Source organism: Frigoribacterium sp. CF331, from assembly GCF_057787905.1.
This window is the reverse complement of the sequence record NZ_CM173545.1, coordinates 841,061-858,744: the sequence shown is the minus strand read 5'-3', so window position 1 is coordinate 858,744 and position 17,684 is coordinate 841,061. Positions and strand designations below refer to the sequence as shown.

The following is a 17,684-nucleotide window of genomic DNA, read 5'->3' as shown; positions in this document are numbered from 1 at the left end:
TCGTGGTCGCGGTGCCCTGGACGGTACGCCGGGCGGACTGCGGGTCGTACCCCACGGGCGGGTTGCTGCCCCGGGGTACGGGCTCACACGGCGGGCGCGACCGGCGGGCGTAGGCAGGTCGGGTGCCGCGACGAGCGCGGCCGGGACGGAGTGGGCACCATGGCGACCGAGATCACCGAGGGCGGGCTGGCGACGATGGACGCCGTCGAGCGCATGCGCGACCAGGAACGCCCGCTCGACGAACGGTTCACCGACGACTTCACCGACCACGACCCGGCCGACGGGCAGCCCGAGGGCGGCGGCGGCATCGCCTGGTTCTGGGAGCAGTTCGGGGAGTCGTTCAGCGACGTGGACCGGACGGTGCTCGAGACGATTGTGACGCCGACGAAGTTCGTCACGATCAACGACATCTCGGGCACGCACACGGGTGAGTTCATGGGTCACGCGCCGACCGGGAAGCGGTTCACGGTGCGCAACGTGCAGGTGATCGGCTACCGCGACGGCAAGGCGTGCGACCGCTGGGGCTCGACCGATGTGCTGGGCATCCTGCAGCAGCTCGGTCTCGCCTGACGCTCGAGGCTGCTCGTCCGTCCGCCCGCCCGCCCGCGTTCGTCGCATCGGGCGTCGAGTGGTCCGAAAGTGTCCTTCGGCCGAGCGCGAGGGACGATTCGTGACCACTCGACCGGCCCCGGGGACGTCGGATAAGGGGTCGCGTCAGCGGGTGACGGCGAAGGCCGGGGGAGGCGCGTCCGACGTCGCCCCCGTTCCGCACGCCACGGCGCGGGCGATGCGTTCGACCAGCTCGTCCGGCACCGGGCGGCCCCAGCCGAAGGCGACCGTGTCCTTGGCGCGGCGGTGTGGCGAGACGTCGCCTTCGAGGGCGCCGTCGAAGCGGGGGACCGGGTAGATGCCGAGGTGACGGGTCCAGGCCGCGAAGTAGAGCGTGTGGCCGTCGTCGAAGCGGACGGCGGGCATGCCGTACCTGAGGCTCTCGATCCCGCCGGAGCACCCGGCGTGGATCGCCCGTCTCACCCGCTCGAGTGCTTCGCGCTTCTCGGGCGGGAACCCCGCGATGTACTGATGGACCACGCTGTCGCTCATGACGAGTCCTCTCGTTCGCTGGGCACCAGTGTGCGACGGAACGCCCCGCACCGCCAGCCCCTGGCGGCACCGCGAGGTCGTCAGGCCCGATCTCGCTGGTGTGCTCACAAGCTGCGGTGAACCCTCGCGCGATGGTCGGGCTGTGGTTGCGTTCGTAAGAGGGTCGTTCATCGGGACACCTGCTTGGGCCCGTTTTATCCGACTGGCATCAAGTGGCGCCTGGCCTGCGGATTCGCGTATGCCTGTCCCGCAAAAATGCCCGGTGACGGGGGGATGAACGCTACAGTCGTCGGATGCTCATCGGATACGCCCGCGTCTCGACGTCAGGACAAGATCTCGCAGCACAACGTGACGGTCTTGCAGCGCTTGGTGTTGACGATCAACACGTCCATGTTGACCACGGCTTGTCGGGCACTACTCGAGCCCGGCCGGGCCTGCGCGAGGCCCTCGCTGCGTGCCGTGCCGGCGACGTCCTGGTGGTGACGAAGCTCGACCGTCTTGCCCGCTCGCTGCGTGACGCGACCGACATCTCCGACGAGCTCACGAAGAAGGGCGTCGCCCTGAACCTCGGGGGAGCGGTCTACGACCCCACCGACCCAGTGGGCCGCCTGCTATTCAACGTCCTCGGAATGGTGGCTGAGTTCGAGGCCGACCTGATCCGTGCCCGCACGCGGGAGGGGATGGCGATCGCCAAGGCCGCTGGCAAGCTTCGCGGTCGCAAGCCCAAGCTCACCCCCTCACAGGAGAAGCACCTCGTGCAGCTGCACCGCACCGGCGCCCACACAACCAGCGAGATCGCCGAACTCTTCGGTGTTGCGCGTTCGACGGTCTACCGCGCAATCCAGCGAGCGGCGCCCTGATCCATCGATTCGTGGACGAGGCTCGGCGGATCAGGGGAACGTTCGGAACACGCACTCGGTCGAGCACCGCTCTGACCGGTCAGGGCACGCGGCTAGGCCGTGTTCGGCACGAGCGAGGCGTGACCGGAGCCGGTCGAGCCGGGCCTGCTTCTTCTCGATCTGACGCACCTGCTCTGCCAAGAGCGGCCGCAGCGCCTCCCGGACATCGGTGCAGGACGTCGACTCCATGGTGCTGAGGTGCGCGCCGATCTGATCAAGAGGCAATCCGAGTTCTTTGCTGGCTTCAATCAGGTCGAGGCGGCTGAGCAGGTCCGGGCTGTAGTCGCGGTACCCGTTGTGGGCCCTGGCCGGGGTCAAGAGCCCGATGGACTCGTAGTACCGGAGCGCCGTGGCGGAGACACCGCTGCGTTTACTGACTTCGGAGATTCGCACACCGCGACCCTAGAGCCGCCGGTGCCGCTTGACCTTCGAGCGGCTCGAACCTCTACGGTCACTGACGTGCCCTCTTCCCCCACACCTGTCCTGCCGTGAACGCGGTCGTTTCCTGGCGCGAACACCGGCAGATCGGTCTTTACCTGGTCGCTATCCTGGCTGCCGGCGTGGTCGGCCTCACCGTGCCGGGGGCACACCACCTAGAGGCCGCGATCGAGCCCGTGCTCGCGATGCTGCTGTTCGCGACGTTTCTCGGGGTGCCGTTCGCCGCGATCAGGAGGTCTCTCCGAGACGGGCGGTTCCTCGCCGCGGTCGGGGTGCTGAACTTCGTCGTCGTCCCCCTCGTCGCGTACGGGCTGTCCCGGTTCGTCGCGGACGAGCCGGCGCTGCTGTTCGGGGTGCTGCTGGTGCTGTTGACCCCGTGCATCGACTACGTGATCGTGTTCGCCGGTCTTGCCGGCGGCGCGTCAGAACGGCTCCTCGCTGCGGCACCGGTTCTGATGCTGGCGCAGATCCTTCTCCTGCCGCTGTACCTGCTGCTGTTCATCGGCCCCGAGGGCGTCGCCGTGGTCGAGGTCGGCCCCTTCGCACGGGCGTTCCTCCTCCTAATCGTCGTCCCGCTCACCGCGGCCGCGCTCGTGCAGGCCCTCGCCCGGCGACACCGGTCCGGTGTCGTGATCGAGCGGACGATGCTGGGCCTGATGGTGCCGCTGATGATGGCAACCCTGTTCACCGTCGTGGCCTCACAAGCCGGAGACGTCGGAGACGCCCTGGGGCAGCTCCTCGTGCTGGTGCCGATCTATGCCGCGTTCCTCGTCGTCATGGCAGCGCTCGGCATCGGCGTCGGACGCATCTTCCGGCTCGACGTGCCAGCAACACGGGCCCTGGTGTTCAGCGGTGCGACCAGGAACTCGCTCGTGGTCTTGCCGCTCGCACTCGCCCTCCCGGCGTCGCTGTCGCTTGCTCCGGTCGTCGTCGTCACCCAGACGCTCATCGAGCTCGTTGGCATGGTGATCTTCGTCCGCCTCGTCCCACGTCTCGTGCGGAGCGATTCAGAGACGGTTGCGTAGGTCTGCGACTCGAGAGCGAATGTCGTCTCGGACAAGGCGCATCCGCTCCATGCCTTCGATGCCCCGCTCGGAAGGTTCGTCTGTGATCCACGTCTCGAACCGGACTGTCGGGATCCCTTCAACTTTCGCCTCGGTACCGAGAGTCACGAGGACGTCAGCCGTGGCGATCATGTCTGCGGTGAGGGCCTTCGGGTGCTCGTCGCCAACGTCGATGCCCAGCTCTTGAAGAGACTGGACTGATTGGGCGTTGAGGGCAGCCCCGGGCTTGGTGCCGGCAGAGCGCACGGTGACCTCGTCGCCAGCGAGGTCGCGCATCAGAGCTGCGGCCATTTGCGACTTGCCCGCGTTCTTCTGACAGACGAAAACGACAGTGGGCTGATGAGTGGTCATGTGGCGAACCATACTGACGTCGAGAAACGAGTCACCGCGTTTGCGTCTCGATAGCCGATCCGCCACCGAGAGCGATTTCGGACCGATTTATCGAGACGATCTGGGCCCCGCAACTAAGAGGGAGTGGTCGCAGCCAACGAGCGTCCGGTGACCGACCGTCTAACGGGCGTCTCGTTCGGAGGTGCTCAGGTGTCTAGCCGAGCCAACGCGACCGTGGATCCCTGCAAGCGGATTTCTACACTCGTGATCTTCAGGCTGGGAATAGCCGTCGACGCAGACAGATCTGCGGCACGCGAGCCAGCTGCGTCCCACGTCGCGACGGTAAGCGTGGTGTTGTCCGTTTGTGTGACCACGAGCTCGTATCGGGAGTTGTCTGGCGCATCCGCGCCGTAGTCGCAGTTCCAATCGAGCCTCGTGCCCCAAGATTTCTCCTCGATCTGCAGACCGGCAGTAAGGGTGGTGGAGTCAGTTCCGGGGTCCATGGGCTGGAACGTCATTTGGGCCGTCGCTGGGCCGACGTCGTTTCTTGCGCCCACGGCGAGCCCCCCGAAGACGGCGGCAGCAACAGCAGCGGCAACTGCGAGAGCCATGACTCCTCGGCGGCGGCGTTGACTCTTGCGGAAGCGGTGGGCCATCAGCGACAACGTTTCTGATGGCGCCTGAGTTTCATCCATACCCAGAGGTGAATGGATGGCAAGGGCCTCTTCCGGCGAGATTCGGCTCAGGATGCCTGGGAGACCCGCAAGTTCCGTCACCGCTTCACGGCAGTTGGCGCAGGTACTGAGGTGCTGCTCGTATTCGCGACGTTCATCGGTGGGGAGCGCTCCGAGGACGTAGGACGCGTCCCAGTCTTGGTAACGGTCCTCGTTAGCTTGAAGATCGGGATGCTCAGTCATCGTGTGACGCCCCTTTCTTGGAGGGCTAGCCTCAGCCCGCGTAACCCATAGTGGAGCCGCGATTTCGCGGTTCCTTCTGGGATGCCAAGCCGTCTCGAAATTTCAGGAATGCTCTGACCAGCGAAGTACGCATCGATGACGATCTGACGGTGGTGGTCGGAGAGCGACGCCAGCGCGTCCGCAACGATGATGCTGTCCAGGACGGCATCAGTGCGATCGAGAGCAGTGCCTTCTACCTCGCCAAGGGCTGCCACTTCTCGTCGACTCCGGGCAGATCGTGCGTCGTCGATGACGAGGCGCCGAGCGACCGTGAACAGCCACGCTTGAGCCGCATCCTTGTCGAGCTCCAGCACCTTAGGACGCTGCCATGCTCTCAGCATCGTCTCTTGAACGATGTCCTCGGTCAGCGCCGCGTTCCGAGTGAGGCTGTGTGTGTAACGGCGAAGCGCCCCGCCGTGGCACTCGAACAATGTCGACAAAAGCTCGTCACTGGCTCGGGCCATGACCTTCACCGCCTCGCGCCAGTGAAGTCCGGCTAGTGCCTGATCCAGGACCGCCTCTTGTCGTGCCTGTATCGAGCGCACCGAGGAACGCCGATGCGCACCAGTGATCGAACCTCATGCCATCGACCAGGCCAGGACATGGGTTCACCGTCTGAGCGGAAGCAGTCGACGTATTCGCACCCACTGTCTCTGCCTTGATGTCGATGAGCACTGCCTTGTGGCTCCTTTGCTCGGGTGGGGTTGTGGAGCTGCGAGGGCCTGCAACCCGGAGAGTTCTGTCCGGCAGGCACGCGCGCGATCAGGAGGCTGGGGTCGCTGCGCCCTCAGTGGCTGCTTCCATGTTGATCGTGCCGTCCGGCTGGAGGACGTACCAGGCATCCTTCACGCCCTGTCCGTTGACCTGTCCAGGTTCGGTGTCCTTCGCGAACCGGTACACCGGCCAGCCGTCGACGGTCAGCTGGGTTGTCCCGTCCGTGCGGGTGAGGGAACCGATCTCGGCCGTGATGCCTTCTGGGGAGGACGTGTCGGAGGCTTCAACTGCCGGCCAGGTCGTGGCGCATTCGTCGTAGCAGTTGCTGGTGCCCGAGTCCTGCTCGTCCATCTTGAACGTGTAGATCGTGTACCCGGCGTCGTCGGTGATGATCTCGCCCAGGGGAGACGTTGCGGTGCCGAGGACTGCCGCTGCCGCGGTGGTCTCGGCGGGGGCCGGCTCGGTGGAGTCGGTCGTCGTGGATGATTCGGCAGATGTGGTGCACCCGGAGAGAGCGGCCGCCGCCAAAACGGCCGTCGTGAGGGTGATGGTCATTCGCTTGTGCATGATTCCTCCTGCTGGTACGCCGGCCCAGGTAGCCCGCTTACTACGAACACGATGCAGCTCATCCAGAAGTTCATCCGTGGCCGAAAAAGATTGGCGGTCGCAGGCAGCCGTCCTCACTCCCGGCGAAACGGGTGGCAGACGCGAGTGGCAACCCTGCACCGAGGGCACCGCTGTCACACATCATCACTCTGGGCCACTGTTCGCAGCTGCGGCGTCACGCCCTGCTGGACGACGTGACTATCCATGTTCACGACGTGATCTGGTCTCGAAACATCCCCCGGGACCGGATTACGGCGATCTCAGACGTCGGCCAGGTCGAGTACAAGGACGCCCGCGGCTACAGCAGCATGGGCGCCTTGGTCAACTTCCACGGCTCATTGGGCTTGACGGTCGCCAGTGTCGCCGGGCTGGTCCTGTCAGCCGAGCGTGATGGCGACGAGGCCACCGATGCCGACCGCGTAGAGCACGAGCACGACGAACGAGTCCACGCCCATGCCCACGATGCGTCGTCGCGGCCGAAAGAGCAGGCCGACGGCGTAGACGAGCGTGAGCAGCGCGGCGAGGGCGGTCAGGTAGACGTCGCTGGTGTTCGACCGGGGCAGGATCGCCTGCCCGGAGATGACCGTGGCGACGAGGAAGAGCACGGGCAGGAACGCGTTGCCGCCGAAGATATCGCTGACGGCCAGGTTGTCGTCGCCCTGCTTGACGGCCTGCAACCCGGTCGAGATCTCGGGCAGGCTCGTCGCCAGTGCCAGGACCGTCGCGCCGAACAGCACCCCCGACAACCCGATCTGCGACGCGGCCGCATCGCCCGCGCGTTCGAGCACGACGCCGGCGACGAGCGTGGCGAGGGCCGACAGGCCGAAGACGACCGCGGCCTTCTTCGTGCTCATGGTCGTCGGCGACGGGTTCGAGCGCGTCCGGTGTCCGCTCGGTCGAGGCGTCGACGTGTCGGGTGCCGCTCCGGCCTCGTGCCACGGCAGGCCCTTGCCGGCACGCCGGACGAGGAAGAGGCCCACGAGCCAGATGACGGCGATGAGGACGACGTCCGGCGTGAGGCGGGCCACCGTGAGCGACGTGGGCAGCTGGGTTCCGGCGATGACGACGGCGAGGACCGCCACCACGACCAGTGCCTCGAGCAGCAGCCCTAGGGAGGCCGCGCGATAGGTGAGGGGGTGGACACCCTTGCCGCGTTTCCCGAGGGCGTCCAGGACGACGAGGACGACCGTCTGAAGGGCGATGCCGTCGAGGATGTTGCCCGCGGCCACCTCGAGCGAGCCCGAGAGGGCGGCGCTGACCGTGATGGCGATCTCGGGCAGGTTGGTCGCCACCGCGAGGACGATGAGTCCGCCGAGCGCGCTACCGAGGTGGAGTCGGGAGTCGAGGACGTCGGTCGTTTTTCGACAGCTGGATGCCGGCGACCCAGATGACGGCGGCGCCGGCGACGAAGATGGCGGCTAACAGCCAGAGGGGAAGGGTGTCCATGCGTGCTATGCAACTCCTCGGGGTGCGCCTCTCGACGCGGGGCGATCGTCGAGACGGATGCCGGCGGCCCCCGGCCGGTCCAGGCGCCTTGCACTCGTCGGCAGCCGTCGCGGGCTGGGAATCGATCAACCGCCTCATCGACCCCAGGCCGATCGCGAATCCCTGGCTGCTGGTCGCCGCTGGGCTCATCGGCTTTGCAGACAACGAACTCGTCGCGATCTACCGCATCCGCGTCGGGCGACGGATCGGATCGGCAGCCCTCGTCGCTGACGGGGTCCACGCCCGCCTGGACGGCTTCACGTCCCTGTCTGTCGTGCTGGGCGCCATCGGGGTCCTCGCCGGGTTCCCGCTCGCGGACCCCATCATCGGCCTGCTCATCGCAGCCTCGATCATGGTCCTGCCCTGGGGGACGGTGAAATCCATCGGCCGACGGCTGATGGACGGCATCGACCCCGACCTCCACAAGCGAGCCGAACACGCCCTGGAACACGCCCTGGGCGTGCGGGGCGTCCACGATCTTTATCTCCGGTGGATCGGGCACCGTCTCACCGGCTCCGCAACCATCGAGGTCGACGCCGAAGACCTCCTGACGGCGTCCCAGACCGCCGACCAGGCCGAGGCGCATCTGCGCGCTGCGCTCGGCAACCTCGACGCGTTCACCGTTACACCGATACCACCGGTGCCGGCTCAGAGGCTCTCATCAGCCGTACGCGGCACGATACCTCCGGGGGGTATCTTTTTTTCGATTCTGATCCTGGAAGAACGACCATGAACCGCACCGCCACCATCTTCATCAGCGCAACTGCGACCATTGCTGCCCTCGCCCTCGCGGGGTGCGCCGAGGCGTCGTCGTCCGCAGGCGACACGTCGTCCGCGTCGTCGTCCCAGGCTGCTGCCTTCAACGATCAAGACGTCATGTTCGCCCAGATGATGCTCCCGCACCACACCCAGGCCGTCGAGATGAGCGACATGCTCCTCGCGAAAGACGGTATCGACGGGGACGTGATCACCCTTGCCGAGACGATCAAGGCCGAGCAGGCCCCGGAGATTGATCAGCTCACGACATGGCTCAAGGCTTGGGGGCAGGACACTGAGGCGTCCATGGATCACTCCATGGACGGCATGATGAGCGACTCCGACATGGACGCCCTCGAGAATGCTGACGGAACCGACGCGGCGCGGCTGTTCCTGGAACAGATGACGACACACCACGAGGGGGCTGTCGAGATGGCGCAGACCGAGATCGAGGGTGGGCAGAACCCGGACGCGGTCCAGCTGGCGACAGCGATCGTCTCCTCTCAGACTGACCAGATCGACACGATGGAAGACCTCCTCGCGGTAATCAAGTAGCCGTCCTCGTCGCAGGCCAGCGTGCCCCAAGACGGTCACCAGAATCTCGGTCTTGGTAATGCAGTCCCGGGATGGCTCGGGGAGCCACAAGCAGCGGAATTTTGGTCGCCACCTGGGGTGGCAGCGATACCGGTCGCCGGCCTCGTGGTCGACGTCGCTCCCGCAGTCCTGCTGGTGAGGATGTGACCCGTGCTGAAAACGTCCGCCTAGCAATCGGTCACCGGTTGAGGCAGCCCCAGGCATCATGAGGGGCATGAGAGCGGGGACAGCGACCTACGGGAAGACCCTCGCTGGTGTCTTGGCTGTTCTCAGCGATGTCGATCCGTATGGTCTCGAGCCTGGTCAGCCGGACGGTGCTCCGTCAGATGAGTGCGAGATGGAGGCGGTCGACCTGGTTCGCATTCTCCTCAGGGCCGATGCCGTCACGATCCTTGATGTCGAGGCGGTGTGGATGCGCTGGTTCTCGGAGTCGCTCGTCCTTCGACTCGGACCGCCCCGAATGGCGCAACTGGTTGATCGCTTGAACGCACTCGTGGACGGTGCCCGATAGAGGATCGCCCACTGGATCACTTGCTGTGGGGCGAGTGCACTCGGAGCGGACGCCGTCTTGGTCGTTCCGCGTCGTCGGTGAGCGTGGGCGGAAATGGTCCTCGACGTCGTAGCGTCTAGGGATGCAGCAGCCCAGGGGCCTCGATCAGCTCGTATCGGAATGGCGGAGCTTCGGACCAGGAGGTGCGCGCTTCGTGCCGGGCTTCGACCCATCAGGTGGAGGAGCAGCGGCGAAAGTTCTCGTGCTGATGGAATCACCCGGTCCTGCCACGATCAGGCAGGGCGAGGACGCGATCAGCAGTGAGGACAACCCGGGGCCGACGGCGTCAGCGTTCAGGCGAGCACGGATCGAGTCGGGTCTGGGCAGGAGCGTCTACCTGCGATGGAACATCGTCCCGTGGGCCCTGGGCCGGGCGCCGACCGTCACCGATCTCGAAGACGCACGCCCTGCCCTCGCTCAGCTGCTCGGTTCTCTGCCGCAGCTGCGAGCGATCGTGACCTTCGGCACTCCGGCCCTGACGGGCGTGATGAGGTACTTCACCCTGGAACCGCGTGCGAGGGTCGTGCCCGTGCTCGCAGCACCCCATCTGTCGCCGGCGAACGCCACCCGCGCCGGCGAGAAGCACCTGCGGGCCGTCACGGCCCTACGGCACGCTTCGCTTCTCTGATCATCTCGGCGAGGAGTCGGGGCTGTGCTGCAACGCGGCGATCACGGCCAGGAGATCCTGCGCCCCGGCGCTCAGACCGGCCGACCACACAGCGCGAAACGGGCGCCTCAGGTCGACGGCTGCCGGGACGGTGACGAGGCGCCCGGCACGGAGGTCGTCCTCGACCAGCAACGAGCTGATGACTCCCGGACCCACACCGCCGGCGATGGCCGCCCGGATGGCGCCCGTCGACGACAACTGCGCAGCGGGTTCTGCCATCAGGGCAGGGTCGATCCCCAGGGCGAGCTCGAGGGTCCGGCGGGTGCCCGAGCCCGACTCCCGAGACACGAGCGGTGTGGATGCGAGATCCGCTGCCGTCACGGGTTCGGACTTCGATGCCCATGCGTGCCTCGGCGAGACGACGACGAGCAGTTCGTCGACACCCAGGACGGTCGTGGCGAGCCCGTCGGCCTCATCAGGGGTCTCCGTGAACCCGAGGTGCGCGCGCCCCGAACGGACCTCGTCGACGACCCAGTCGCTGTTGCCCGATTCCAGGCGCACCCGGACACGATCCGCTGCCGCTGTCATCCAGCGTGGCATCAGCGCCTCTGACACCGTCTGACTCGCCGCGACGAGGAGAGCGTCGGAGGCGCCGGCCATCAGGGTGTGCAGCGATCGTTCGAAGGTGGTCGCCGCCTCGAGCACAGGTCGGCCCCACTCGCACACCAGGAGTCCGTGCTCGGTCAGCGCCGAGCCCGCCCGAGAGCGGACGAGCAACGTACGACCCAGCCGCCGCTCGGCGCCCGTGATGCGAGACGACGCCGCCTGCTGGCTGATGCCCACCGATGTCGCGGCCCGGCCCAGACTGCCCGATCTCGAGATCGCCTCCAGCAGTCGGAGCGTCTCGAGATCAACAGGGAGTCCGGTCACAAGGATCGATTGTGACACCACAAGCATCCGCCCGTATCGGCAGCCGGACGCACGTACGAAGATCGAGGCATGCCTGCCGCGATCACACCGACTGTCGCCCCTCCCCGCACGCACGGTCTGTTCCGCCAGCTCGAGCACCGCGGGCAGATCGTGTCGAACCTGACCCCGAACTGGTTCGCGTCGATCATGGGGACCGGCATCGTCGCCAACGCCGCGGCGACCCTGCCGTTGCAGTTCCCGGGGCTGCGCCCTGCCGCGACCATCGTCTGGGCACTGGCCAGCGTGTTGTTGGTCGCTCTCAGCACAGCGACCGTCATGCACTGGGTGCGTTACCGAGCCACCGCGCGGGGGCATCATCTCAATCCGGTGATGGCGCACTTCTACGGGGCACCGCCCATGGCGCTGCTGACCGTCGGCGCGGGCACCCTCCTCTTGGGCAAAGACGTCCTCGGTACGCCCCTGGCGGTCGGCATCGACTGGGTGTTGTGGACCATCGGTACGGTGCTCGGCCTCGTCAGCGCGATCGCGGTCCCGTACCTGACGTTCACCCGGCACGACACGGCCCCCGACAGTGCGTTCGGCGGCTGGCTCATGCCCGTGGTTCCCCCGATGGTGTCTGCCTCGACCGGTGCGCTGCTGCTGCCCTTCCTGCCCGCGGGGCAGGCGAGGCAGAACATGCTCTGGGGGTGCTACGCGATGTTCGGCTTGTCGTTGCTGGCGTCGATCGTGATCATCACGCTGATCTGGTCACGCCTGGCCCAGCACAAGATCGGCCCGGCCGGCATGGTCCCGACCCTCTGGATCGTCCTCGGCCCCCTGGGGCAGTCGATCACCGCAGCCAACCTGCTCGGTGGCAACGCCCACCTCGCCGTCGACCAGGGAACCTCTCACGCCCTGTTCGTCTTCGGGCTCGTCTACGGTGTGCCCACTCTGGGATTCGCCCTGATGTGGGCGGCACTGGCATCGGCCATCACCCTCCGCACCATCCGCCAGGGGCTCCCTTTCTCACTCACCTGGTGGTCGTTCACCTTCCCCGTCGGCACCTGCGTGACAGGCCTGAACGGTCTGGCCCTGCACACGGGACTCGTCGCGCTGCAGGTACTGGCGGTCGTGTTCTACATCGGGCTCGTCGGGGCCTGGATCACGGTCGCCGTGCGCACCTTCCACGGCAGCGTCATACGCGGAACGCTCCTCGCGCCTCCCCGTCCCCTGCCCTGACCGCGGACGACGAGGGTGCGTGGGGGAGTGGCTCAGATCGAACAGGCGTCGTTCCAGTCACGGCGATAGGCCTCGGGGTCACTGACGTCGACGATGGCCGAGGCGGCGCCCTTGGGCTCGTCACGCGACCGGTAGCTCTCGAACGCCACCGCACTGCGGTCGTTGCTCGCCGGATCACGCACCCCGGAGGCTTCGACCCACAGAGTCCAGTTCCACCGCGTCCGGACGCCAGGCTGCAACGCGCCTTCGCCGACGACCAACAGCACGTCCGTGCCGGCGGGTGAAGACTCGAAGTCTGCGCCCGTGAATGATCGGACCGACGACGTGAGGCCTCTCGCGCTGATCTCCCGAGCTAACTGACTGCCCATGTCCGAGAGATGCTCGCCAGCATCGCCATCCACAGCCACGATGCCTCCACCGGACGGAAGCTGACTCAGCATCTCGGAAACCAAGTCATGGATGACGGTGTTGCTCATGATGCTTTCTCCTGCTCACTCGTTCGTCGAAACGGAAAAGGGAGTCGGCGGCCGCCGACTGATGCGGCTGCACGAAGCGGTCGCGAACCTGATGCAACCACGAGCATGCGCCGACGTTCAGCCCTGTAGAAGCGCGTGCTTGGAGCGCCCGATAGGGGATCGCTCAACGGATCGCGTCGCTTGGCCATCGATGTCACTCATGAATGCGATCAGCTCGGGCGTTTCGAATAAAGAGCGTGGCGAGTGATCCCGCTGTGAAGATGACGGCGTAGGCGACGAAGGCAACCCACATGGGCGCCTTGACGCGGTCGATGAGGAACCAGAAAAGCCCACCGCCGACGAAGATCAAGACGAGGTTGAGGAGAACGGTTCTTGTCGGCAGCCACGGCGTCGGGCGCTCAGTCACTGCAGTTACGTCGACGGGGCGAGCATGCGGCAGTCCTTCTTCGTTGCTCATAGGACGAGCATGCCCCACAACGTGATCCGGCATCGGATATCGTCCCGATAGAGGATCGGTCAGCGGCCGGTCCAGGAGCTCGCCCCTCTCCCCGAGAAGATCGGCGCATGATCCTGCGGAACAGCACAGTCGCTCTGGAACCCATCACGCCAGCCCTCGCCCGGCGCATCGTGGCTCGTGACGAGCGACCCGGTGACCAGTGGCATGCCGAGTACCCGTTCCGTGACGAGATCGATCCTCTGAAATTGCTGGCCGCGTCGACGGCTCCTGACCCGGACTTCACGATGTACCTCGTCCGACGTACGTCGGACGGGATAGCGGTGGGTGGCTTAGGGTTTTTCGGTCCTCCGGACGCCGAAGGCCGAGTCGAGTTCGGGTACGGGCTCGTTCCATCGGCCCGGGGCGCGGGCCTTGCATCGTCGGCTGTCTCGCTCGCTCTTGATCACGCCGGTCTGCGCGGGGCGACGATCGCAGCGGCGGACACGGAAGCAGACAATGTCGCGTCCCGTCGCGTCCTCACAAAGGGCGGCCTCGCAGAAGTGGGACGAAGCGGCTCCCTCGTTCTCTACGAACGAGTCCTGACCGCCCGATAGACGATCGTCGACCGGACCGTCTGCGAGAGTGCTGGCATGCTCTCTCCGCAGTCACTGTCCGAGAATGATCGCCGTCTTGTCGCAGCGTGGGCTGCGGATTGCGCAGAGAGGGTCTTGCCTCTCTTTGAGGCCGAGGTGCCCGAGGACGACAGACCACGGGACGGGATTGCTCGAGCGCGAGCGTTCTCTCGCGGTGAGCTAAGTGCAGCAGGAGAGATTCGGCGTCGTTTCGTCGCGGGTCGGGCCGCGCAATCGACGGCCTCCCCGGCGGGCAAAGCAGCGGCGTGGTCCGCGGCGCAAGCTGCTGGCGTAGCGCACATGGGCGCTCACGCTCTTGGCGCAGCCGCCTATGCGGCGAAAGCGGCCGAGCTGGCGGCACCGGGTGGCGGGGAGGCTGAGGTCCGATGGCAGGTGCAGCACATGAGCCGCTCAGTACGGGCCGCGCTCCGAACCCTGCCGCTTCTCGGAGAGAACTCGTCGGGTCCTCTCGGTTCGGGGCTCCTGGCTTCTGGTGCGCTGGGACAAACGATCCACGCGTTGCAAGCCGCCCTCAGGAATGCCGAGCTGAACTGAGCTCTCACCATCGTCCCGTTCTGCGCTTCCCGATAGGAACTCTCTCCGCGGGCCCCGGCATGTCCTAGGTTCGGTTCCGCGCTGCATCATGCGCCTGGACTTCGGCTTGCTACTCGATGCCCCACGTGACGAATGGTTCGCGTGGAGTCGAGCCTGTACCGTCGGAGGACCTCGCTTCGACGAGTCATCAGTTGCTGAAAGCAGGGGCTTGATCCCGAGGGAGTTGGCTCCGTCGGTCACGGCGGGGCCAACGGCTCTCGATCGACGCCGGTCTCGTCCGCGGGGACGCCTCGATCCACAGGCCACCCGCCCGACAGACGGTCGTCGAATGAGACGCCACGGAGGCAGGCGGCTACTCGTGCGCCTGCGGCCGGGCACCGGGGGTTGCCACGTCAGTCCGACGTCGTGACCGGGGGCTGCCAGTTCGGAGTGACGATCGCGGCCTCCCACTGTGAGTCGACCGGACCGGATGCTTCGATCGTGACACCGGTGGTGTCGGTCACGACGGGCAGGCGAAGCGTGGCGCCGCAGGGGATGTCGGCCTCGGTGTAGGTCGTCGCGGGCTCGTGCGCCTCCGCGAACCGGACGATGCGCAGGTGGACGAGGTCGGCGTCGCGACACACGGCGAGTACGTCGTAGTCGCCGGCGGGGACGCTCCCGAGTGTGACCTGCGCTGGCGAGGTGCCTTGAGCGGAGTCGTCCGTCGTGATCTGCCCACCGGCTCCACCTTCTCCGGCGGGGTCGCTGAGCAGCTGCGTCATGCGGGCGGCCCACTCGTCGTCCTGGAGGGATGGCTCCGGTGTGGAACATCCCGCGAGAAGCAGTACTGAGAGCAGGACGGCGCCGGGTACCGGGAGCTTGAGCACGCAACGATTGTCCCGTACGAGAGCCCTTCTCGGTTTCCTCACCAGCGGATGCGGACATGCGCGTGTCGTCGGCCGGTCCCTGCGGCCATGGTCGATCTGGGCACTGATCTTCCTTCTGATCGATCGCGTCTGGACCTTCGGGCAACGGCGAGTATCCGGATCGACGGGCACGCGTCCGACTAGGCGTGGGCACTCGAGCGTCGAGGTCGGTCGCCGGGGTCGTCTTCTTCATCGGGCGGAAAGACTTCGCGCAGGCCGACGAGATGGGCGTTGCGCCGCCACCACCCGGCATGGTCGTCCCGCCGACTCGACAGATGGTCGTCCTGTCGGGAGATGTGCTCGACGAAGGCCGTGGGAAGTCGGACATCGTGGTCTCGGACGTAGTGAGCCAGGCCTTCAGGCCAGAGGAACGTGCCGTCCGTGAGCTCGAGGTTTCCGTTCTTCGGGTCACCGCAGATGCGACACCTCGACCAGCCCGTGTAGGCCCGGGCTACGAGACCGCGAGTGAGGTAGTCGACGACAGCGAGCCGTTCTTCTCGCGGTTGATCAGGGTCGACGAGTTCGTGTGGGTCTGGGTAGGGGCCGTGCGGATCGCCCTGCTCGGCCCAGTAGCCGATGACGATCAGAGGTTCGGACGGGTCCGTCGTCCCTGCTGTGACCACCTCGAAGTGCGTGCCACCGACGTCCTCGCACCGCGCAGGCAAGTCCTGTTCCATGACGGCAGCCTAGGGACAGCCCCCGCAGTCCCGTCCATGCCGGTTTCTCCCTCCGCCGTGAATGGCGGCCACACGTCGGACGTCGGCGTGCTCGACGAGCTGGACTCGATCCACGGGCTCCGGAAGGGACGCTGTTCCTGGATCGCCACGACCAGCTCGCGCGTCAGACGGCGTGACCGACTACGTCCCTGGCCCTGCTTGCGCGCTGGGTAGTGTCCGCCAGACCTCTTCCCACCGGGCGAGGTAGCGCTCGGTGGAGATGTGCCCCGCGTCGAGTTCTCGTTCCAGGGCGGACAGTCGCGCCGCGGTCGCACGCACGCACGTCGCGTCGCCCACGACGACGAGTCCGTCCGGGGTGCAGGTCGACGATGCGGACAGCTCTCGGGTCGACTCGCGCAGTCCACGCGTCGTCAGCTCGATGACCGCGAACCCGAGCACCCAGGCGACCAGGGCCGCGAGTCCGGTGACGTGCGGTGGTGCCCACGACGCCATGACGATCACGACCGACACGGCGAGGACGGCTCCTGCCAGGGGCCAGGGGCCAGGTCTGCCGGGCGTGCAGGAGGCGACGATCGTGCAGGGTCGTGCCCGGTCGGTACACCGTCAGGCTGATCTGCTGGACGACCGTCGACCGAGCCGGCGCCTGGTCCAGGCTGCCCCAGGAATGGGCGCCGTCGACCAGGTCGTGGACGGCGTGGCGCACGGAACGGGACGCTGAGGACGCACTCATCGGGCCTGGTGGCGTCGAACGCGCCCCACCGTGACGTCTCCGGGGCAGGGGACGGCGAGGAGGTCTCCGACCCGGAGGTCCGCGGGGAGGTCGACGACCGCGACGGACGGCCCCTCGTCGTCGAGCCCCACCACCACGGCCGTGTCGTGCACGGTCGAGATCCTCCCGATGAGCCGGAGCTCGCCGATGACGACGGGTGCCGAGCCGAGCCGGCCGTCGACCTGGACCACGGTCGCGCCGGACGTGTGACGGCTCACCGTCCGGACGCTGACCACGATCGCGGTCGCGTCGTCCACCGGGGACACGCGTCCGCCCGAGCGGGGGATCAGGGCCGCACCCGTGTGGACGCACGGGGTCTCGCAGATGCCGGCGAGGCGGACGAGGGAGACGCCACCGATGACGATGTCGTCCACCGTCGCGTGGGTCCTCGCGGGCCACGAATCGACGGTGAACGGATCGGCGATGACGCGCCGCATCGACGGCAGGATGTCGGTGAGGGTCACGAGCGATCCGCCGCGCCGACGGGACGGGACCGGAGGCGGTCCGTCACGGACCGAGCAGGGTGAGAGTGCATGAGACAGTCCTACGAGACCCGCTCGTCGCCCGAGGCGGGCCTGACGACATCCGTGCGCCCTCGACCGCCATCCTGACGGCACTCCTACGCCACACCCGGGACGACCGGGCCGACGACGTCGCGAGGAGTCGCCACCCCGCGCAGGGGAGGGGTCTAGTGTTCGAGGACTCGTCGATCCGCCCGCTCGTCTCCAGGAGGCACCGGATGTTCCAAGACCACATGTGGCTGGCCCAGGCCGACGCGCGGGCGATCGACCCGGCCGACTCGGTCAACGGCGGCGACCACCGGGGCGATCGACCCGGCGAGGAGAAGGCTCCCGTCCGTCACCCGTCGCCGTGGCAGCGTCTCGTGCGCGGATTCCCCTGGCAGCAGGAGCGGCAGCAGCGCTAGCCGACCCGCCGGGTCGGGCGCCCTCCGCGCCTCCCGGCACCGCGCCTCCTGAACGACCGAC

25 protein-coding genes and 1 pseudogene are annotated in these 17,684 nt (G+C 67.1%); 10 read left to right on the top strand and 16 right to left on the bottom strand.

Annotation, left to right across the window (positions count from 1 at the left end):
* Positions 1-159: 159 nt before the first annotated feature.
* On the top strand, positions 160-570 hold the full coding sequence (locus AC3CCI_RS03975; RefSeq protein ID WP_488628171.1) for an ester cyclase: 411 nt from the start codon (positions 160-162) through the stop codon (positions 568-570).
* A gap of 144 nt (positions 571-714) precedes the next feature.
* Here AC3CCI_RS03975 and AC3CCI_RS03970 read toward each other — a convergent pair whose 3' ends face one another.
* Entirely contained in the window at positions 715-1,101 is a 387-nt protein-coding gene (locus AC3CCI_RS03970) for an iron chaperone (RefSeq protein WP_488628170.1), read from the bottom strand.
* 293 nt (positions 1,102-1,394) lie between these two features.
* Here AC3CCI_RS03970 and AC3CCI_RS03965 point away from each other — a divergent pair, with 293 nt between their 5' ends.
* Positions 1,395-1,961, top strand: a complete 567-nt coding sequence (locus AC3CCI_RS03965; protein WP_055976327.1) for a recombinase family protein — start codon at positions 1,395-1,397, stop codon at positions 1,959-1,961.
* Between the two features lie 30 nt (positions 1,962-1,991).
* Here AC3CCI_RS03965 and AC3CCI_RS03960 read toward each other — a convergent pair whose 3' ends face one another.
* On the bottom strand, positions 1,992-2,393 hold the full coding sequence (locus AC3CCI_RS03960; RefSeq protein WP_055801348.1) for a MerR family transcriptional regulator: 402 nt from the start codon (positions 2,391-2,393) through the stop codon (positions 1,992-1,994).
* Positions 2,394-2,488: 95 nt separating this feature from the next.
* Between AC3CCI_RS03960 and AC3CCI_RS03955 the strand changes: the two genes are divergently transcribed.
* On the top strand, positions 2,489-3,463 hold the full coding sequence (locus tag AC3CCI_RS03955) for an arsenic resistance protein (protein ID WP_055801345.1): 975 nt from the start codon (positions 2,489-2,491) through the stop codon (positions 3,461-3,463).
* Here the strand turns inward: AC3CCI_RS03955 and AC3CCI_RS03950 are convergent.
* The 6 genes from AC3CCI_RS03950 to AC3CCI_RS03925 all read right to left on the bottom strand — a co-directional run bounded on the left by AC3CCI_RS03950 (position 3,446) and on the right by AC3CCI_RS03925 (position 7,554).
* A complete protein-coding gene (locus tag AC3CCI_RS03950) occupies positions 3,446-3,853 on the bottom strand; it encodes an arsenate-mycothiol transferase ArsC (protein WP_055801565.1) in 408 nt (135 codons plus the stop codon). The two genes, AC3CCI_RS03955 and AC3CCI_RS03950, sit on opposite strands and share 18 nt — an antisense overlap.
* A 185-nt stretch (positions 3,854-4,038) precedes the next feature.
* Positions 4,039-4,749: a zf-HC2 domain-containing protein gene (locus AC3CCI_RS03945; RefSeq protein ID WP_082452595.1), complete on the bottom strand. Its 711-nt coding sequence runs from the start codon at positions 4,747-4,749 to the stop codon at positions 4,039-4,041.
* The gene (locus AC3CCI_RS03940; protein WP_055801561.1) at positions 4,746-5,252 is read right to left on the bottom strand and encodes a sigma-70 family RNA polymerase sigma factor; all 507 of its coding nucleotides are present in this window, start codon (positions 5,250-5,252) and stop codon (positions 4,746-4,748) included. Before AC3CCI_RS03940 ends, AC3CCI_RS03945 begins: the two co-directional genes overlap by 4 nt.
* Positions 5,253-5,550: 298 nt before the next feature.
* Positions 5,551-6,057, bottom strand: a complete 507-nt coding sequence (locus AC3CCI_RS03935; RefSeq protein WP_488628169.1) for a COG4315 family predicted lipoprotein — start codon at positions 6,055-6,057, stop codon at positions 5,551-5,553.
* A gap of 428 nt (positions 6,058-6,485) precedes the next feature.
* The gene (locus AC3CCI_RS03930) at positions 6,486-7,412 is read right to left on the bottom strand and encodes a sodium:calcium antiporter (protein WP_488628659.1); all 927 of its coding nucleotides are present in this window, start codon (positions 7,410-7,412) and stop codon (positions 6,486-6,488) included.
* Between the two features lie 16 nt (positions 7,413-7,428).
* Positions 7,429-7,554: a hypothetical protein gene (locus AC3CCI_RS03925; protein ID WP_488628168.1), complete on the bottom strand. Its 126-nt coding sequence runs from the start codon at positions 7,552-7,554 to the stop codon at positions 7,429-7,431.
* A 7-nt stretch (positions 7,555-7,561) separates the two neighbouring features.
* Between AC3CCI_RS03925 and AC3CCI_RS03920 the strand changes: the two genes are divergently transcribed.
* The 3 genes from AC3CCI_RS03920 to AC3CCI_RS03910 all read left to right on the top strand — a co-directional run bounded on the left by AC3CCI_RS03920 (position 7,562) and on the right by AC3CCI_RS03910 (position 10,121).
* Positions 7,562-8,326, top strand: coding sequence for a cation diffusion facilitator family transporter (locus AC3CCI_RS03920; RefSeq protein ID WP_326934206.1), 765 nt, complete (start codon positions 7,562-7,564; stop codon positions 8,324-8,326).
* Positions 8,323-8,904 (top strand): DUF305 domain-containing protein, encoded by a 582-nt coding sequence (locus tag AC3CCI_RS03915; protein ID WP_055801328.1) that lies wholly within the window; start codon positions 8,323-8,325, stop codon positions 8,902-8,904. The genes AC3CCI_RS03920 and AC3CCI_RS03915 overlap by 4 nt, the downstream gene beginning before the upstream one ends.
* Before the next feature lie 671 nt (positions 8,905-9,575).
* On the top strand, positions 9,576-10,121 hold the full coding sequence (locus tag AC3CCI_RS03910) for a uracil-DNA glycosylase family protein (protein ID WP_488628167.1): 546 nt from the start codon (positions 9,576-9,578) through the stop codon (positions 10,119-10,121).
* Here the strand turns inward: AC3CCI_RS03910 and AC3CCI_RS03905 are convergent, their stop codons facing one another.
* Positions 10,122-11,048: a LysR family transcriptional regulator gene (locus AC3CCI_RS03905; protein WP_488628166.1), complete on the bottom strand. Its 927-nt coding sequence runs from the start codon at positions 11,046-11,048 to the stop codon at positions 10,122-10,124.
* Between the two features lie 51 nt (positions 11,049-11,099).
* On the opposite strand from AC3CCI_RS03905, the gene AC3CCI_RS03900 reads away from it, so the two are divergent.
* On the top strand, positions 11,100-12,248 hold the full coding sequence (locus AC3CCI_RS03900) for a TDT family transporter (RefSeq protein WP_488628165.1): 1,149 nt from the start codon (positions 11,100-11,102) through the stop codon (positions 12,246-12,248).
* Positions 12,249-12,280: 32 nt separating this feature from the next.
* Here AC3CCI_RS03900 and AC3CCI_RS03895 read toward each other — a convergent pair whose 3' ends face one another.
* Entirely contained in the window at positions 12,281-12,724 is a 444-nt protein-coding gene (locus AC3CCI_RS03895) for a nucleoside/nucleotide kinase family protein (RefSeq protein WP_054145818.1), read from the bottom strand.
* Positions 12,725-12,917: 193 nt separating this feature from the next.
* Complete coding sequence (locus AC3CCI_RS03890; protein ID WP_488628164.1) at positions 12,918-13,181, bottom strand: hypothetical protein; 264 nt, start codon at positions 13,179-13,181, stop codon at positions 12,918-12,920.
* A gap of 107 nt (positions 13,182-13,288) precedes the next feature.
* Between AC3CCI_RS03890 and AC3CCI_RS03885 the strand changes: the two genes are divergently transcribed.
* Together AC3CCI_RS03885 and AC3CCI_RS03880 are read left to right on the top strand one after the other, a co-directional pair.
* Positions 13,289-13,774: a GNAT family N-acetyltransferase gene (locus AC3CCI_RS03885; RefSeq protein WP_488628163.1), complete on the top strand. Its 486-nt coding sequence runs from the start codon at positions 13,289-13,291 to the stop codon at positions 13,772-13,774.
* A gap of 36 nt (positions 13,775-13,810) precedes the next feature.
* Positions 13,811-14,347, top strand: coding sequence for a putative immunity protein (locus AC3CCI_RS03880; protein ID WP_354593711.1), 537 nt, complete (start codon positions 13,811-13,813; stop codon positions 14,345-14,347).
* 392 nt (positions 14,348-14,739) lie between these two features.
* Here the strand turns inward: AC3CCI_RS03880 and AC3CCI_RS03875 are convergent, their stop codons facing one another.
* The 5 genes and pseudogenes from AC3CCI_RS03875 to AC3CCI_RS03855 all read right to left on the bottom strand — a co-directional run bounded on the left by AC3CCI_RS03875 (position 14,740) and on the right by AC3CCI_RS03855 (position 17,162).
* Positions 14,740-15,108 carry a hypothetical protein gene (locus tag AC3CCI_RS03875; RefSeq protein ID WP_488628162.1) on the bottom strand — a complete coding sequence of 123 codons (369 nt, stop codon included), beginning with the start codon at positions 15,106-15,108 and terminating at the stop codon, positions 14,740-14,742.
* 284 nt (positions 15,109-15,392) lie between these two features.
* Positions 15,393-15,929, bottom strand: a complete 537-nt coding sequence (locus AC3CCI_RS03870) for a hypothetical protein (protein WP_488628161.1) — start codon at positions 15,927-15,929, stop codon at positions 15,393-15,395.
* A 180-nt stretch (positions 15,930-16,109) separates the two neighbouring features.
* Entirely contained in the window at positions 16,110-16,460 is a 351-nt protein-coding gene (locus AC3CCI_RS03865) for a DUF6611 family protein (RefSeq protein ID WP_488628658.1), read from the bottom strand.
* A gap of 25 nt (positions 16,461-16,485) precedes the next feature.
* Positions 16,486-16,659, bottom strand: a pseudogene (locus tag AC3CCI_RS03860) (DUF6611 family protein); the annotation flags it as partial.
* Entirely contained in the window at positions 16,656-17,162 is a 507-nt protein-coding gene (locus tag AC3CCI_RS03855) for a hypothetical protein (protein WP_488628160.1), read from the bottom strand. The pseudogene AC3CCI_RS03860 and the gene AC3CCI_RS03855, both read right to left, overlap by 4 nt.
* 275 nt (positions 17,163-17,437) lie before the next feature.
* Between AC3CCI_RS03855 and AC3CCI_RS03850 the strand changes: the two genes are divergently transcribed.
* Positions 17,438-17,623 carry a hypothetical protein gene (locus AC3CCI_RS03850; RefSeq protein WP_354593707.1) on the top strand — a complete coding sequence of 62 codons (186 nt, stop codon included), beginning with the start codon at positions 17,438-17,440 and terminating at the stop codon, positions 17,621-17,623.
* Positions 17,624-17,684 lie beyond the last annotated feature (61 nt).

What these genes read in the sequence shown, in the direction of transcription:
- AC3CCI_RS03975 (WP_488628171.1), top strand. Translation starts at nt 160, where the DNA reads ATGGCGACCGAGATCACCGAGGGCGGGCTGGCGACGATGGACGCCGTC.
- AC3CCI_RS03970 (WP_488628170.1), bottom strand. Translation starts at nt 1,101, where the DNA reads ATGAGCGACAGCGTGGTCCATCAGTACATCGCGGGGTTCCCGCCCGAG.
- AC3CCI_RS03965 (WP_055976327.1), top strand. Translation starts at nt 1,395, where the DNA reads ATGCTCATCGGATACGCCCGCGTCTCGACGTCAGGACAAGATCTCGCA.
- AC3CCI_RS03950 (WP_055801565.1), bottom strand. Translation starts at nt 3,853, where the DNA reads ATGACCACTCATCAGCCCACTGTCGTTTTCGTCTGTCAGAAGAACGCG.
- AC3CCI_RS03945 (WP_082452595.1), bottom strand. Translation starts at nt 4,749, where the DNA reads ATGACTGAGCATCCCGATCTTCAAGCTAACGAGGACCGTTACCAAGAC.
- AC3CCI_RS03940 (WP_055801561.1), bottom strand. Translation starts at nt 5,252, where the DNA reads ATGGCCCGAGCCAGTGACGAGCTTTTGTCGACATTGTTCGAGTGCCAC.
- AC3CCI_RS03935 (WP_488628169.1), bottom strand. Translation starts at nt 6,057, where the DNA reads ATGACCATCACCCTCACGACGGCCGTTTTGGCGGCGGCCGCTCTCTCC.
- AC3CCI_RS03925 (WP_488628168.1), bottom strand. Translation starts at nt 7,554, where the DNA reads ATGGACACCCTTCCCCTCTGGCTGTTAGCCGCCATCTTCGTCGCCGGC.
- AC3CCI_RS03920 (WP_326934206.1), top strand. Translation starts at nt 7,562, where the DNA reads ATGCAACTCCTCGGGGTGCGCCTCTCGACGCGGGGCGATCGTCGAGAC.
- AC3CCI_RS03915 (WP_055801328.1), top strand. Translation starts at nt 8,323, where the DNA reads ATGAACCGCACCGCCACCATCTTCATCAGCGCAACTGCGACCATTGCT.
- AC3CCI_RS03910 (WP_488628167.1), top strand. Translation starts at nt 9,576, where the DNA reads ATGCAGCAGCCCAGGGGCCTCGATCAGCTCGTATCGGAATGGCGGAGC.
- AC3CCI_RS03900 (WP_488628165.1), top strand. Translation starts at nt 11,100, where the DNA reads ATGCCTGCCGCGATCACACCGACTGTCGCCCCTCCCCGCACGCACGGT.
- AC3CCI_RS03895 (WP_054145818.1), bottom strand. Translation starts at nt 12,724, where the DNA reads ATGAGCAACACCGTCATCCATGACTTGGTTTCCGAGATGCTGAGTCAG.
- AC3CCI_RS03890 (WP_488628164.1), bottom strand. Translation starts at nt 13,181, where the DNA reads ATGAGCAACGAAGAAGGACTGCCGCATGCTCGCCCCGTCGACGTAACT.
- AC3CCI_RS03885 (WP_488628163.1), top strand. Translation starts at nt 13,289, where the DNA reads ATGATCCTGCGGAACAGCACAGTCGCTCTGGAACCCATCACGCCAGCC.
- AC3CCI_RS03880 (WP_354593711.1), top strand. Translation starts at nt 13,811, where the DNA reads ATGCTCTCTCCGCAGTCACTGTCCGAGAATGATCGCCGTCTTGTCGCA.
- AC3CCI_RS03875 (WP_488628162.1), bottom strand. Translation starts at nt 15,108, where the DNA reads ATGACGCAGCTGCTCAGCGACCCCGCCGGAGAAGGTGGAGCCGGTGGG.
- AC3CCI_RS03870 (WP_488628161.1), bottom strand. Translation starts at nt 15,929, where the DNA reads ATGGAACAGGACTTGCCTGCGCGGTGCGAGGACGTCGGTGGCACGCAC.
- AC3CCI_RS03850 (WP_354593707.1), top strand. Translation starts at nt 17,438, where the DNA reads ATGTTCCAAGACCACATGTGGCTGGCCCAGGCCGACGCGCGGGCGATC.